Below are 13973 nucleotides of genomic sequence, written 5' to 3'. Positions count from 1 at the left end.
CATGTCTCGCCGAGGCAATTGTTATGACAACGCCTCCATGGAGAGCTTCTTTTCGCATTTAAAGACGGAAGCACTCTATCCATATCATATCCGATCCATTGAGGAAGCACAAAGCAGAATTGAAAATTATATCTATTTTTATAACCATCACAGACCACAAAGAAAATTAAACAAGCTGACTCCGGTAGAGTACCGGTGCCAGCTTGCAAAATAGGGTTTTTCTTAACTGTCCACTAAATTGGGTCTTGACCAGGTGCAGTTCACTGCCTAGGGGGTTTCTTGCTTTAGCGTCTCTCCGTGCCGGAGTATACGCAGCGCCTGCTCCGGAAGCTCCCGCCGGCGCCACTCGGCTGTAAGCCGGTCGAGCGCCTCGCGCGGCGTATCGTCTGCGAGACGGAAAGCGCCATAGTGCATCGGGACGAAGATCTCCCCCTGCACATCGAGGAATGCCTGCACGGCTTCCTCCGGCGTTACGTGCTGCATCGACATGAACCATTCCGGCTCATAAGCGCCGATGGGCATAAGAGCATAGCGGATCGCGAATCGCTCGCCGATCTGCCGGAAGCCGGGGAAATAGCCGCTGTCCCCGGCAAAATAAACCGCCTCACGCGCACCTCTCTGCTGCGCGGGCTGAATAATCCAACCGCCCCAGTGGGAGCGGTTGGTATCCCAAAGCGTGCGGCGCGTCCAATGCTGCGCCGGAACAAAATGCAGCTCGAGACCCCCGAGCTGCACATGCTCCCACCAGCTCAGCTCCTTCACGCGGGCAAAGCCCTTCGCCCGCAGCTTGCTGCCGAGCCCTTCTGGTACAAACAGCTGCGCTGCTTTGAAGGAACGCAGCGTACGCATATCCATATGATCGTAATGGCTGTGGGAGAGCAGCACCACATCGATAGGAGGCAGCTCCGTCATGCGTAACCCAGGGGGAGCCAGCCTTTTAGCAAAACCCATCCGTTCCGCCCACACCGGATCCGTTAGGATATTCACACCACCGAACTGTATAAGGAACGAGGAATGACCGATCCATGTCATCGTCGTCTCTTGACGGTTACTCCGTAAAAAATCAATTCGTTTATGTTCTACGGCCGGAACCGTATAAGACAAATCCTTAACCTTCGCCTTCCGCTCCTTTTGCCACTGACGAAGCTCATTAAATCCTTTTAAATTCTTTACGCCGTTCATGTTCTCGTATAGTTTTCCCGCCATGGTTTCCCCTGCCCCACTCTCTGCCTTTTGTCGAGCCATCATGAGCTTACTGTACTGTATATACAGGTCTCTTTCTACTATACCGCTTACGATGGTCTGGCGCAAAACCAGCAGTCTACCGAGTGGCAAACCCATATTGGAGGTGCATCACAAAAGATATGCCTACCTAGTTATGCCCATTTGCTGCTATTTGTTTGAATAGATTCATGGCGATATGTAAAAAGCCTTCATCATTCGGATGCAAAAAACCATCGCCGAACAGTTCCGGCAGATGGGGAATAAGCTTCTGCCCGTCCACCACCGTTATATTCGGATATGCTTCACCTATTTCGCGCAAGACGTCGCTTAATTGCTGCAGTGTTCCCATCTTAACGACCTTTTGTTGGTCCGCTCTCCAGTACGGAGTCAGCACGTACATAGGAACACCGGCATACAGCTTCGCCGCTTTAGCCATAAATTCGGAGCAATGGTGACGGAAAATATCCAGCGTTTCGAATCGTCCCCAGTCATTCGTTCCATAGGCGACAGTGACCAAATCCGGTTTGTACGGTAAGCTCTCATCCAGGCTGTTCGCATCGAACACGTAGCCTCCCACTCCATGATTGAGCAGGTTCATCTCTAACGTACGCGAGAGAAGAACCGCATAAGTGGAGGAAGGCTTCTTCGCATCCATCCCTTGCGTTATGGAGTCGCCTAAACAAAGCAAGTTCCGTGGATGAGGCTTGGCTGCCTCGATGGACGCCCCTTCCGAAAGCTCCAGCGAATGAATCGTCAGCATTGCATTTTGCGGCAAATAAATCGTCCATCTTCTATGCGGACCAAGAGGCAAGCCTTCACCCAGTTCAAACGTGACTTTGCCTTGGTCTTCCTCCAAAGTGTCCGGACCGAGACTTGCCACCATAGCACCGTCCAGCCAAATATCGAAATAGGCCCATTTACGAACCACGCTGCCCAGGGAATAATTCAACTCAACAGACTGCGTGTCCGATACGAAATCGAGACAAATACCCGCCGGACAATGACTGCGGTTATGGAATCTTTCCTCCTTGCTGTATAACTCCATCTGACGTTCGGTAAAACGGACAGGCATCCACCCCTCCGCGGTCTGCACCGTACGCAGCGAGTTAGCGAACAGCCCCTTTGCAACCATATCTTCCATTTTCATAAGTATCCCTCCTGCACTTGAATTCTTCTTTGAAAACAGTCTAAGATCCCCAATAATTGTTTCATAAATTTCATAAATAATTGCACACGTTAACAATATCATAGAAATATTCTGGCTGTATACTTGCTTTTACATCTATTGGTACGATGGCTTTATATCACTTGAATTGACATCAAGCCTTCCTTTATCCTTCATGGCAATTCAACCCTTGCCGTATATGCTACAATAAAATAACTCAAAAATGATATAGGAAAGGAACACAATGTAAAATGACAAACGGTCCCCGTATTATCATTTTTTCCGGAGGAAGTCTCGGCCCGTGGGCACTTCGGCTTATACAGCCTGGAGATCTGTTGGTAGGAGCTGACAAAGGCGCTCTCTTCCTGCTGCAGAATGGACTTATACCCGATCTTGCTCTCGGCGACTTTGATTCAGTTACTTCGGAGGAGGCCTTGCGGATAGAGCAAGAAAGTAAGCGATTTATGACCTGTGACCCGGTAATGAAGGACTTAACCGACACCGAAATGGCCATGAACTGGGCATTAGAGCAGCAACCGGGAGAAATCGTGCTGTGCGGCGTGCTCGGCACACGCTGGGACCACTCGCTGGCGAACCTCCATTTACTGCGCAAGGGACTGGAGGCAGGCATTCTTTGCAGTATCGTCGATGCGCATAACCGCATCTCTCTAACCAATAACCGTGCTCCATTGCGCATCCATCGGGATCGGCACACTCATGTCTCTCTGCTTCCATTGAGTCTGGATGTCAACGGCATTACACTGGACGGATTCCAGTACCCTCTGCACAACGCCACCTTGACGATAGGGCAGTCGCTGGGTATCAGCAATATTCTCGTTGAGCCTGTTGGGGTCATTACGATTTCTTCGGGACTGCTCCTTGTCATTCAAAGCAGCGATACTCCGCACTAAGATATCGAGGTACCGTTTTACTGCTTTCATTACTATTATAAAAAAAGAACCCCTTCGCGAGGGGCACAGATTGTCGAGAAATCCATTAGTACTGAAAAATGTAAAGGTGGTAGGTGGGGTATCCCCTGTAAGAGCGAAGCGCACGCCTTTGTTATCGGGAAATCACAGCTCTATAGCGTATAAATGAAAATCTCCCGATAACAACAGCGACCGGAAGGGGATACTCCACCGGGATACCGAAGCCATTTTTCGATTCCACACCTCGTCAATCTGTGCCCCCTTACGGATGGCTCTTTCCTCCCCCATCTAACCGCTAACCCATTGAATAAAAGGAACCGCCAAGGCGGCTATCAGTAAGGATGGCAGCAAATTCGCTACATTGATCTTCCGAATCTCAAGCAAATTCACTCCGATCCCCATAATGAGCACGCCTCCCACCGCTGTTATTTGGGCAATAATCTCAGTAAGCATGTCCTGTTGAATAAGGGTAGAAATTCCTGCCGCTGCAAGAGCTATAGCTCCCTGATACAGAAACACGGGAACCGCCGAGAACAGTACACCGACTCCCATAGTCGAGGAAAAGATAATAGCTGTAAATCCATCCAGCATAGCTTTCGTGTACAATATCTCATGCTGTCCGCGCAATCCGCCGTCCAACGCGCCAAGGATGGCCATCGCGCCGACGCAGTAGATCAATGTCGTATTGACGAAACCGAGCGCGATTCTTCCCTGCTTCCTGTCGGTACTCAGTTCAGTACCGTCATCACCCTGCAAACCGCTATCCGCATGGCGTCGCCCTTTGCCGATGCGTGATAAGGCGTTGACGCCTCGCTCCAGCTGCTGCCCCAGCTTTTCCAATCCCCGTTCCAGTTGGAGGACTTCACCGATAATACCGCCCAGCACCAGACTCGCTACAATCAGCAAAAAGTTGCTCGATTTTAACGTCATCGACAACCCGAGCGCTATAAGCGCCATCCCTATCCCCTGCATCACCGTGCTGCGAATCCCTTGGCTCATCCGATGAAGCACAAGTCCAAGCATGCCTCCGACTAATATTGCTACCGCGTTGACTATCGTCCCCCATAATGCCATGCCCGATCGAACCTCTCATTCTGTCTTGTTCTATCTCTCGATGTACTGATCCGTTCCATATACGATATGATTTACACTATTTTATTTCATGGCATTAATGAGCCGATTCGCTGGAGAGCCCCACCCGATCGATGATTTTGCGGCTTTCCGAATTCAATCCGGTGAGAGTGACCTTTTTTCCTAGCCCGGCATATTTCTGTGTAACTTTGGTCAATGCCGTCACCGCGGAATGATCCCATACATGCGAAGCGCTCATATCAATCACAATTTGCTCAGGATCTGCTGCATAATCGAACAAATCCACAAAATGCATCATCGTTCCGAAAAACAGCTGCCCGGATATTTCATAAACCTTATGCCCTTTCTCATTCGTTAAGGTGCTGCAGCGCAGACGAGCCATTTTCCAGCCGAAATGTACGGCACTCAGGATAACCCCAGAGACAACGCCAATCGCCAAGTCGGAGGTTGCTACAACAATAGCAACAGTCAGCACCATCACAATGGCGTCACCGCGCGGGATTTTTCCAATAGTCCGAATGGAGTTCCAGTCGAACGTTCCTATCGAGACCATGAACATAACCCCTACAAGAGCTGCCATCGGAATCTGCTTTACGACGTCTCCCAGCACCATGATGAGGAACAACAAAAAGATCCCCGCCACAAAAGTAGACAGCCTGGTTCTTCCTCCGGATCTGACGTTAATGACGGTTTGTCCGATCATTGCGCAGCCTGCCATGCCACCGAAGAAGCCTGTGACGATATTAGCAATGCCTTGGCCGCGGATTTCACGGTTTTTGTTGCTCTTGGTTTCCGTCATTTCATCCACAATGGTGGCTGTCAGCAGAGTTTCTGTCATACCAACAACAGCCAAAGCCAACGAATAAGGCAGCAGCGTGAGCAAGGTACCTAATGTTAACGGCACTTCTGGAATGTGGAACATCGGCAGCGCCTGGCGAATATCCCCCATGTCTCCGACGGTTCGCAGATCAGCCCCCGTTGCCATCGTAATGATCGTCATGACAATAATGGCGACTAACGCGGAAGGAACTGCCTTCGTGATGCGCGGCAGCAAATAAATAATGGCCAGCGTTCCCGCAACCATCAAATACATAAGCCAAGTCGCGCCAACAAAGTTAGGAAGCTGCGCCATGAAAATGATTATAGCCAAAGCATTGACGAACCCGACGATAACCGATTGCGGCACAAAGGTTATAACCCGTCCCACTTTGCAAGCTCCAAGTATCCACTGCAGTAGTCCGGTCAAAAGCGTCGCCGCAAACAAATAATCCAATCCGTATTTGACAATAATCGGTCCCATTAAAGAAGCCATAGCTCCCGTCGCCGCCGAGATCATTCCAGGACGTCCGCCGACGATCGATATCGTCACAGCAATGGTGAAGGAAGCGTACAAGCCGACCATCGGATCCACACCCGCCATAATGGAAAACGCAATAGCTTCCGGAATTAAAGCAAAAGCAACCGTCAAGCCAGACAAAATATCACTTCGGACATTACCAAAAAAGCCTTGTTTCAACCGTTCAAAAAACAAGAAAAATCCTCTCCTATTCCGTTAATCTCTCAGTTGGCGTTCCACTCTCAGGATTGCCGGGGCCGATATTCACTGCCCTCGATTATAAACGGTTGGGAGGAATCTTTCACCTTCTTAATCAAGCATATAGGTCCGTATATGCGCTTCTCGCTTAAATACAGCTCTATTATCGCGTTTTTTCTCCGTTTTACGTGTCTGTTATTTAAACCAGCCCTTTTGACGGAACCATAAAAACATACCGATCCCAATACCGAACATCACCGCTAGTACCGCAAAATACCCCCATGACCAGGTCAGCTCCGGCATATTTTGAAAGTTCATCCCATAGATACCGGCAATAAAAGTTAATGGCATAAATATGGTCGTAATGACCGTGAGAGTCTTCATAATGTTGTTCATCCGATTGGAATTCAATGAGATATAGCTGTCTCTCAAATCCGCAGTCACGTCACGGTTTGATTCCAAAATCTCGGATAGCTTGAGCAGATGATCATAAATGTCCGAGAAGAAAAACACTTGGTCTTTCAAACCCATGATTCGATCCGAGCTGATCACGCGGTACAATAGGTCCCGCATTGGGAAAATCGTACGCCGCAGCTTCAGCAGCTTAGAGCGTACTTCGAACGTTTCGCTCATCAGCTTCTCGATCGACTTTTGACCTGTGTTGCTTTCAAGCTCGTTGAGCTGGTCTTCAATCTGATATACGCATGGGAAGTATTGATCCACCAGATGGTCTATAACCAAATAAGCGCAGTAAAGATGGTTAAGCTCCAGTACATGCTTGGATTCTTTGATTCGCTGCCACGCTTCGTCAACCGCCTTTAGCTGACCAAAATGAAAGGACACGACATATCGGTCTCCTAAAAACATATCGACTTCCTCTGCGCCCAATGTTACTTCATTAATGGCATGAAGAACAAAGAATTGAACATCCTCATAATAATCCAGCTTAGGTCGCTGCAAGAGATGAAAGCAGTCCTCGATAGCCAGCGGATGAAAATGAAAAAACTCATGCAGCTCCTTTGCTTCCTCTTCCGTGGGGCGGTCAAAATCAACCCAAAACCATTGAACGTCAGGGCGATGCAGCTCCTGCAAGGACAACTCTTCGACCATACCACAGCTTTCCGTAAACGCTAATATCCGTATCAATAGCATTCATCCTTTTTGTTAAGATGACAGCGGTGCTTCTTCCGTTAACATTCTTTACTATCATAATACCCATTGTGAAGCGATTTTACGGAATGTTGCGGCAAGAAAAAAGTGCTTCAACCCTTTCAGGCTGAAGCACTGGATGCGTTTAGCAGCCTACTTCCGTCCGTAGTCCGCTTTAATTTCTCCCCAAGCTTTGGTATCCCACTTGATGATTTTATTATTGTACGTATTGCTGCGAAGCCAAGCTAGCGCGCGGTCCACCAGCGTCCATATCTCCTGGGTAGAGGCATCGCGAGCCAGGTTGGTCGCAACCTCCTTCTTACGTACCCAGCTGATAGCTGTGACGGAATCGCTGTAAATCGTCATGTCGCTGCCCTTCTGCTTCAAATAAGCCAAACCATGGACGATCGCAAGAAACTCCCCCAAATTGTTCGTCCCCTTTGAAATCGGCGGATGTTGGAAAACGATCTCGCCTGTCCGGGTATTTACCCCTTTGTATTCAACAATCCCGGGATTGCCTCTGCTGCCGACGTCCACCGATAGGCTATCCAGATCCGCCTGTACCGGCTTTGCAGAGCTGCTTCCGGCAGACTTACGGCTGCCTGAGGAAGACGCTGTGGCAGTCGAACCTCCTTTGGCATTGGCAGCCGCGAAGGATGCCTTCCAACCGCGTGACATCGCGGCTTTGGCTTCCGCCTCGCTTTCATAGGCTTTGAAGCGCGCCTGCGGGTAGCCGTTCGTCTGTGCCTGGCATTCCGCCCATGTATTGTAGATACCGGGCACTTTTCCTTCCCATACGACGTAATACTTTGATTTGGCCACTACGCTACGCACCTACTATCCGTTTTGATTTTTGAAAAAATCGATAAAATAAGCCCCATATTTGAAAAATTTCGCTTCCCCCACGCCCTTGATCTTGAGCATGGCCGCCGGATTGGTGGGTTTGATGCCGCACATCTCCCGCAGCGTGCTGTCGGGAAATACAATATACGGCGGGATGCCTTCCTTCTTGGCAATCTCTGTACGAAGGCTGCGCAGCTGGTCGAACAGCTCCGCCTCCACGTCCCGTGCAGCCGGCTCTGTGCGGATACGCATCTTTTGCACAACCTGCTCTTCACCAGATAGGACCGCTTGTGCTTTGGCTTGCAGCCTGAGCACAGGGTATTTGCCTTCCGTAATCAGCAGATAGCCTTCTGCGACAAGAAGCTGGATCAAATCCACAATCTCCTTCTCAGTACGATCCTTAAGCAATCCGTAGGTGCTGAGTTCTTGAAAGCCCATCTCGAGCACCTTCTTGCTGCGCGAGCCCTTCAGTACGGCAGCTACCATAGTCGCTCCGAAGCGCTCTTTCATTCGGCGTACGCAAGAGAATATTTTTTGCGCTTCAACCGTTATATCCGTTAGCTGCCGCTCCGTGCTGCAGCTGCTGCATCGCCCGCAGTCCTCGCAATCGTCTCCGAAATAACGCACAATGTAGCGCTGCAAGCACTGTGATGTGTGGCAGTAGTCCGCCATCTGCTGAAGGCGCCGATATTCTTGCCCCTGCCGTGCAGGATCACCGATGGACTGCTCGATGAGAAACTTCTGTATATGAATGTCCTGTGGACTGAACAGCAGCATGCACTCGCTCGGCTCTCCGTCACGGCCTGCACGGCCCGCCTCCTGGTAGTAGGCCTCCATATTTTTGGGCATATTATAATGGATAACATAGCGCACATTGGACTTATCGATTCCCATGCCGAACGCGTTGCTTGCCACAATGACACGAACCTCATCGTACAGGAACTGTTCCTGCGCCTCAGCGCGCTCCCTATCGCTCAAACCAGCATGGTATTTGCCTACAGGCACTTTCTGCTTGCGCAGCAGCTCATACAGGTTGTCCACTTCCTTGCGCGTAGCTGCGTATACGATCCCCACTTCATCTCGATGCTCGCGAATATAATCGAGCATTACATCCCGCTTGTTCTCGCCTTTAATGACCGAGAATGCGAGATTTTCCCGAGCAAAGCCTGTTACATGCAGCTCCGGCTCTTGCAGCTGCAGATGCTTGACGATATCATCTCGTACCTGATCGGTCGCTGTCGCCGTGAAAGCTGCCAGAATGGGCCGCTGCGGCAAGTGCTCCACAAGCCTGCTGATAGCAAGGTAGCTGGGACGGAAATCATGCCCCCACTGCGATACACAGTGAGCCTCGTCTACCGCTACCATAGGTACCTCAAGCTCGGTCAGCAGATCGATGAATCGTTCGGATTCCAGGCGCTCCGGCGCCACATAGAGCATCTTGTATTCTCCGCGGCTCGCCTTGCGAATCCGCACCTCTACCTGTGCGTACGTTAAAGAACTGTTAATATAGGTCGCCGAAATGCCGATGCTGTCCAGCCCGTCTACCTGATCCTTCATGAGCGAGATCAACGGTGAGACGACGATCGTCGTTCCCTGCATCAGCATCGCGGGCACTTGATAACAAATCGACTTTCCTCCACCGGTCGGCATAATCCCAAGCGTATCCCGCTTGTCCAATATACTGCTAATGACCTTCTTCTGCCCGTCCCTGAATGTTCCGTAACCGTAATATGATTTGAGCACTCTTTCAGCCCGTTCCATCATGCCTGCCAAACTGCGCTCCCCCTTTATTTCCTGACCCGATGCCGCGGGGAGAGAGGGCCGTTGGATCGTCCGCTTTGTTCCCTTTTCTCCCATGCCGACAGAGTTACTTCGTTGCTTTGCTGTTAGTTCTATTGCCATGATTCTCGTACTTTATATCAAGCTTTATCCCCGTCCGGATTTCTGCTCGTTTATTCTATTATACAAGGTTAGCGCCTCATGATGGGCTTCCTGATTCTTATTTTTCTCCTGTTGGATCTCCAGCCGCCCGTGCCGCTCTACGCGAAACAATCGGTTCCCCATCCCACAGCACTTCTGTAGCAGCCTTACGTTCTTGCATTTCAGGCTCTTCAAGCAGCAGGAAAAAATTTTTCGTAGGAAGCTTACCTAAATTATGCTTAGCAGACAAGCGATCCAAATAAGGACGCATATCTTCGTGCGCACCCGACATATTGCTCCCGCTTTGTGAGAATGCGTAGAGGGCGCTTGCCGCCGGCACCCTTTTTACCTGCCCATGCTCAGATGCCCTTAAGAAAAAATCCCAGTCCCAATAATGGTACATGTCTACATCGAACAACCCGATTCGCTCATGCAAGCTTTTGCGGTAAAGGCATCCCGAGGAGACGAAAGTCGAGAACCTGCGCATTGCCTCCAAATCATGCTCATATGCAAATACGAAGCGTTTCGTGGCTCGCCGTGTCATACCCTCCAGCACGTAATCGAATATCTCCACGTCCGAATATACCATATCCGCATCCGCGATAGCGGCGAGCATCCTCTCCACGTGTGTTGGCAGCAGCAGGTCGTCGTCATCACATAATAGAATGTATTCTCCACGAGCAAACGCAAGCCCCTGATTTCTCGCCTGAACATGCCTAACGTTCTTTTCCAGCTCGACAATCGTCAAATCCAGCTCCGGGTACAGCTCAGAAACAGCACGAACCGACTCCCCGGCATCATTAACAAGTACAATTTGTAAATTACGGTAAGTTTGTCTGCACAACGATTCCAGCAATTCGCATACACTATCAAGCCGATTGTACGTTGGAATAATAACTGAAACGAGCGGTTGTTCCATTTGCCGGTTCGCCTCCCTTATTTACCTGACGTTTCCTAGTGCTTCTTTATTCAAAAGCTGCTATTGTCAAGATACCAAAAAAAACGCAAAAGGGAAACTGCCTCAATAACCTTTTCCAGAACAATCTAACTCATGTCTTTTATACCAATTTACGATTTTGGACTCATTTGGTAAAAGGATTTCCAGCCCGGACGTGGAAGTCCTATTAGATGCGGAACTATAGACTCATACAAACCGAACGTAAAGCCTAATAAATACCGAACTTCCCGAATCATATAGAAACTCGGAAAAATACAACTAGAACCAGGAGGAATGTTCCGATGCCTTGGTTAACGAAAAAACGGTTTTCACACCTTGCCCTGTTCGTCTCCATGCTGCTGCCTTTCGATTATCCGATCTTGGCAAATGCACAAGATGCGAATACGGTTCAAGTATACCTTCAACAGGATAAAGTAAGTTGGGATCAGTTGCCTTATATCGAGAACGGCAGCACGATGGTGCCCATGCGTGCCTTGTTCGAAAAGCTCGGCTTCACGGTAAGCTGGGATCAAAGTACTCAAACTGCCTCTGCTAAAAAAGGCGATCTCACGCTCACGTTAACCATTAACAAAGGAACGGCTGCGGTTAATCAGAATCAACACAATCTGGAAGTAACGCCTAAGATAAAAGATGGCAGCACCTTCATACCGCTGCGGTTCGTGAGTGAAGCCGCAGGCGCGGATGTGACTTGGAACGAAGAAACCCGCGCCGTCAATATCGATTTTCCTGCGACAAATCCCGAGCAGCGCATCCGCAAGCTGATCGATAGCATGGTACAAAGCAGCAGCTTTACCCAAACCGCAATGGCTATTACGGAAGCAGACGGGATTAAGAAGAACGAGCTGAACATTACTAATATTTCTATGAATGCCAACGGCGCTGCGGCTACCGTAACATTTGATGCAGGCTTCACCGTTTCCAAAGCTGTGAAGACCGGCAGCGGGGTTACTATCTCGCCTACAGAAACCGCCGTGTATCAATTTAAGTGCCAAGTGTACAAGGATGCTGCGGGTCAGTGGCTTCTGAGCACCTCGACTTCTGGCATGACTTACGAATTAAAAGATAAGAAGCCTTTTATGGAGGCTCAATAGTCAAAACAACAACCAAAAGGTCCTCAGGATTTAATCCTGGGGACCTTAAAGTTCCTCAAAGGCATTGCCGTAGTGCAGCCCAATTCATCAGCTGTTGTCGGCTAGCGGTGCTTCTCTTTTCCTCCAAGTCCTTCTCCATTAATGTTCCCTTAGGCTTAATCGTATTTCTTCGCTCTTCTCGAGTCCATCCTTCTTGAAGCCAGTTGTAGAGAAGCGGTGATTTATACCGTTTTCTCGTAGAATCAGGATTAGTTACTACAATTTCACCTTTGACCGGACTGCATCTCCTGGTGCCGCTTCCGTCTGTATTGAATCGCTCTACACAGCGGTAAGCAGGCTCAACCACAATCATCCGGTTATTGGTCAGCTTAAGCTCCAATACGTTAGGATAGCCGTGCTTGCCGAAATGAGTGGGACCATCCACCGCCTCTGACTTGTTTAACCAATCCGTTACTTTCACAATGACGCCTTTACCACCCGAGTCTTCCGTGCTAAAAGGCTCCGGCTTTTCCATGGATGGAAGCCCTCCAGCTATGCTAACAGCCGTCACCTCAGTAAGCCCGATGACGGGGATTCGATAGGAAGTACCCGTAAGCAAAGCCACCAGACACCCTAGCCATACCCATTTAACCATATAAAATAACCGCGCCCTCTTCATCACGCTGCCGCAGCCTCCGATAATCCAAATTGGAGTTCTCTTCGTAAAATAAGACGCTTGAAAATGGAATATAGTTCCATACCGCATTACAGAAAATTTAGATGCAAAACCAAATAACCCGCGGCTAACAAAGCAGCGGGTTAATTATAATCAACATCCTATATCTTTAACGCATTTAATAAATTCTGTGCAGTTTTGCTTCAAGCTGAATTCGTTCTTGTAGCCGTATAATACACGGCAGCAGCCGCTATTCCTGCATACAAGACTAACGGAGCATGAAGTAAGGAAGCCGCAACAGCGGAGGCACTTAATAAGGTCAGTGAAAGCAGAATACGAGCTGGTTGTGGAGGCTCCTGAACGTCCCAATACGTTAACGAATCGATTAAATAGCCGTTATTCACCAATTCCTCACCGCAATGCACACAAGTAAACTCGTAGACTGAGCAGGATTCCGAGCAATGAGGACAATGCTTCTGCTTCATGAAATGGTTCCCCCCGTTTCAACACTTTTAATTCATAGTTATTATATAGGAATTATCAAATATGTGCTATATCTTTTTTGCAAATAAAATCGGCTCTCGAGCACAGTATCCTGAACTCGAGAGCCGAAATCATTCAAATATTAAATTTACATAGGAAGCAACCCTACTTGTTCACGCTGCTTTAATTGGGCAACCATATCATACCAAGCATCGGGTTTATTCGGCAGCACTGTATAGTACCGCTCCAGAAAACCACTGATTAAGCTGGCAGGAATCGATTCTACAGAATCGGCTTCGTCACCAAAAGGCATGAATCCTAAATCAAGCTCTTGCACTGCCGCCCCGTCATTATGCCATGACGGATGTACATAGGCGAGGTCCAGCCTGCGGTATCCGAGATGCGAGAGCACCTCTCGGCGCACGAACGGATTCATTGGCTTCACGCCGCCAAACCCATGATCCTCGGCCAAGTACGGATTGTAAATCTCGGCGAACATACCGACCAGCTTGCCGCCGTGCTGGCGGACAAGAGACAGCAAATCCTGTGTCCGATGCTTAACCAGAAATGGCCCGATGCCAAGCCCTTCGCGTCCGATAATCGTAAAGTCAGTCATTGCAACCTGCATATCCTCATAATACCGGTACTCGGTAGAGCCGACAACTTGTCCTTCATGAATAGCGACGAACACCCGGATGCCCTCATCCAGCAGAGGCTCCTCCCATAGCGAGAATTCCAATACTTCTTCAGGTGGAAATACCGTTTGCATCAGCTCGTGCATCTGCTTAAAATACGGATCTGCAATATTGGTAATACGATGATATTCCATGCTCCCCACTCCCATCTTCAAAACTTACAGCTAGTATAACAAGGGAAGCGAGTCATTTCCAAATTTCCTGTGGGGAAAAAAGAACCTGACGGAGTATGCCG

14 protein-coding genes are annotated in these 13973 nt (G+C 49.2%); 3 read left to right on the top strand and 11 right to left on the bottom strand.

The window, feature by feature from the left end:
* On the top strand, window positions 1-214 hold a 214-nt coding region (locus BP97_RS0129110; RefSeq protein ID WP_028552266.1), incomplete at its 5' end, for an IS3 family transposase.
* A gap of 53 nt (window positions 215-267) precedes the next feature.
* On the opposite strand, the gene BP97_RS0129105 is transcribed toward BP97_RS0129110, so the two are convergent.
* Together BP97_RS0129105 and BP97_RS0129100 are read right to left on the bottom strand one after the other, a co-directional pair.
* A complete protein-coding gene (locus tag BP97_RS0129105; protein WP_028552265.1) occupies window positions 268-1206 on the bottom strand; it encodes an MBL fold metallo-hydrolase in 939 nt (312 codons plus the stop codon).
* A gap of 166 nt (window positions 1207-1372) precedes the next feature.
* Window positions 1373-2371, bottom strand: coding sequence for an SGNH/GDSL hydrolase family protein (locus tag BP97_RS0129100; RefSeq protein ID WP_028552264.1), 999 nt, complete (start codon window positions 2369-2371; stop codon window positions 1373-1375).
* 269 nt (window positions 2372-2640) lie between these two features.
* Between BP97_RS0129100 and BP97_RS0129095 the strand changes: the two genes are divergently transcribed.
* Window positions 2641-3300 carry a thiamine diphosphokinase gene (locus BP97_RS0129095; protein ID WP_028552263.1) on the top strand — a complete coding sequence of 220 codons (660 nt, stop codon included), beginning with the start codon at window positions 2641-2643 and terminating at the stop codon, window positions 3298-3300.
* A 306-nt stretch (window positions 3301-3606) separates the two neighbouring features.
* On the opposite strand, the gene BP97_RS0129090 is transcribed toward BP97_RS0129095, so the two are convergent.
* From BP97_RS0129090 to BP97_RS0129065, 6 genes are all read right to left on the bottom strand, one after another.
* Window positions 3607-4392: a DUF554 domain-containing protein gene (locus BP97_RS0129090; protein ID WP_028552262.1), complete on the bottom strand. Its 786-nt coding sequence runs from the start codon at window positions 4390-4392 to the stop codon at window positions 3607-3609.
* Window positions 4393-4486: 94 nt separating this feature from the next.
* Window positions 4487-5941, bottom strand: coding sequence for a SulP family inorganic anion transporter (locus tag BP97_RS0129085; protein ID WP_028552261.1), 1455 nt, complete (start codon window positions 5939-5941; stop codon window positions 4487-4489).
* 198 nt (window positions 5942-6139) lie between these two features.
* Window positions 6140-7090 (bottom strand): magnesium/cobalt transporter CorA, encoded by a 951-nt coding sequence (corA, locus tag BP97_RS0129080; RefSeq protein ID WP_028552260.1) that lies wholly within the window; start codon window positions 7088-7090, stop codon window positions 6140-6142.
* A 156-nt stretch (window positions 7091-7246) separates the two neighbouring features.
* Complete coding sequence (gene rnhA, locus BP97_RS0129075) at window positions 7247-7915, bottom strand: ribonuclease H (protein WP_028552259.1); 669 nt, start codon at window positions 7913-7915, stop codon at window positions 7247-7249.
* Between the two features lie 15 nt (window positions 7916-7930).
* Complete coding sequence (recQ, locus tag BP97_RS0129070) at window positions 7931-9700, bottom strand: DNA helicase RecQ (RefSeq protein WP_028552258.1); 1770 nt, start codon at window positions 9698-9700, stop codon at window positions 7931-7933.
* Window positions 9701-9935: 235 nt separating this feature from the next.
* Window positions 9936-10775 (bottom strand): glycosyltransferase family 2 protein, encoded by an 840-nt coding sequence (locus BP97_RS0129065; protein WP_081824416.1) that lies wholly within the window; start codon window positions 10773-10775, stop codon window positions 9936-9938.
* 320 nt (window positions 10776-11095) lie between these two features.
* Between BP97_RS0129065 and BP97_RS0129060 the strand changes: the two genes are divergently transcribed.
* Window positions 11096-11905, top strand: a complete 810-nt coding sequence (locus BP97_RS0129060; protein ID WP_028552256.1) for a copper amine oxidase N-terminal domain-containing protein — start codon at window positions 11096-11098, stop codon at window positions 11903-11905.
* A gap of 55 nt (window positions 11906-11960) precedes the next feature.
* On the opposite strand, the gene BP97_RS0129055 is transcribed toward BP97_RS0129060, so the two are convergent.
* From BP97_RS0129055 to BP97_RS0129045, 3 genes are all read right to left on the bottom strand, one after another.
* Window positions 11961-12566: a hypothetical protein gene (locus BP97_RS0129055; protein WP_028552255.1), complete on the bottom strand. Its 606-nt coding sequence runs from the start codon at window positions 12564-12566 to the stop codon at window positions 11961-11963.
* Window positions 12567-12763: 197 nt separating this feature from the next.
* A complete protein-coding gene (locus BP97_RS0129050; RefSeq protein WP_028552254.1) occupies window positions 12764-13045 on the bottom strand; it encodes a hypothetical protein in 282 nt (93 codons plus the stop codon).
* A gap of 146 nt (window positions 13046-13191) precedes the next feature.
* A complete protein-coding gene (locus BP97_RS0129045; protein ID WP_028552253.1) occupies window positions 13192-13872 on the bottom strand; it encodes a hypothetical protein in 681 nt (226 codons plus the stop codon).
* Window positions 13873-13973 lie beyond the last annotated feature (101 nt).

This window comes from Paenibacillus sp. UNC451MF (genome assembly GCF_000686845.1).
Taxonomy (GTDB): Bacteria; Bacillota; Bacilli; order Paenibacillales; family NBRC-103111; genus Paenibacillus_S.
The sequence above is the reverse complement of the archived record's forward strand: the minus strand, read 5'-3'. Positions and strand labels throughout refer to the sequence as shown.

Bases quoted from the DNA above. Each gene is read 5' to 3' on its own strand.
- BP97_RS0129105 (WP_028552265.1), bottom strand. From the start codon at position 1,206: ATGGCGGGAAAACTATACGAGAACATGAACGGCGTAAAGAATTTAAAA.
- BP97_RS0129100 (WP_028552264.1), bottom strand. From the start codon at position 2,371: ATGAAAATGGAAGATATGGTTGCAAAGGGGCTGTTCGCTAACTCGCTG.
- BP97_RS0129095 (WP_028552263.1), top strand. From the start codon at position 2,641: ATGACAAACGGTCCCCGTATTATCATTTTTTCCGGAGGAAGTCTCGGC.
- BP97_RS0129090 (WP_028552262.1), bottom strand. From the start codon at position 4,392: ATGGCATTATGGGGGACGATAGTCAACGCGGTAGCAATATTAGTCGGA.
- recQ (WP_028552258.1), bottom strand. From the start codon at position 9,700: ATGATGGAACGGGCTGAAAGAGTGCTCAAATCATATTACGGTTACGGA.
- BP97_RS0129065 (WP_081824416.1), bottom strand. From the start codon at position 10,775: ATGGAACAACCGCTCGTTTCAGTTATTATTCCAACGTACAATCGGCTT.
- BP97_RS0129060 (WP_028552256.1), top strand. From the start codon at position 11,096: ATGCCTTGGTTAACGAAAAAACGGTTTTCACACCTTGCCCTGTTCGTC.
- BP97_RS0129050 (WP_028552254.1), bottom strand. From the start codon at position 13,045: ATGAAGCAGAAGCATTGTCCTCATTGCTCGGAATCCTGCTCAGTCTAC.
- BP97_RS0129045 (WP_028552253.1), bottom strand. From the start codon at position 13,872: ATGGAATATCATCGTATTACCAATATTGCAGATCCGTATTTTAAGCAG.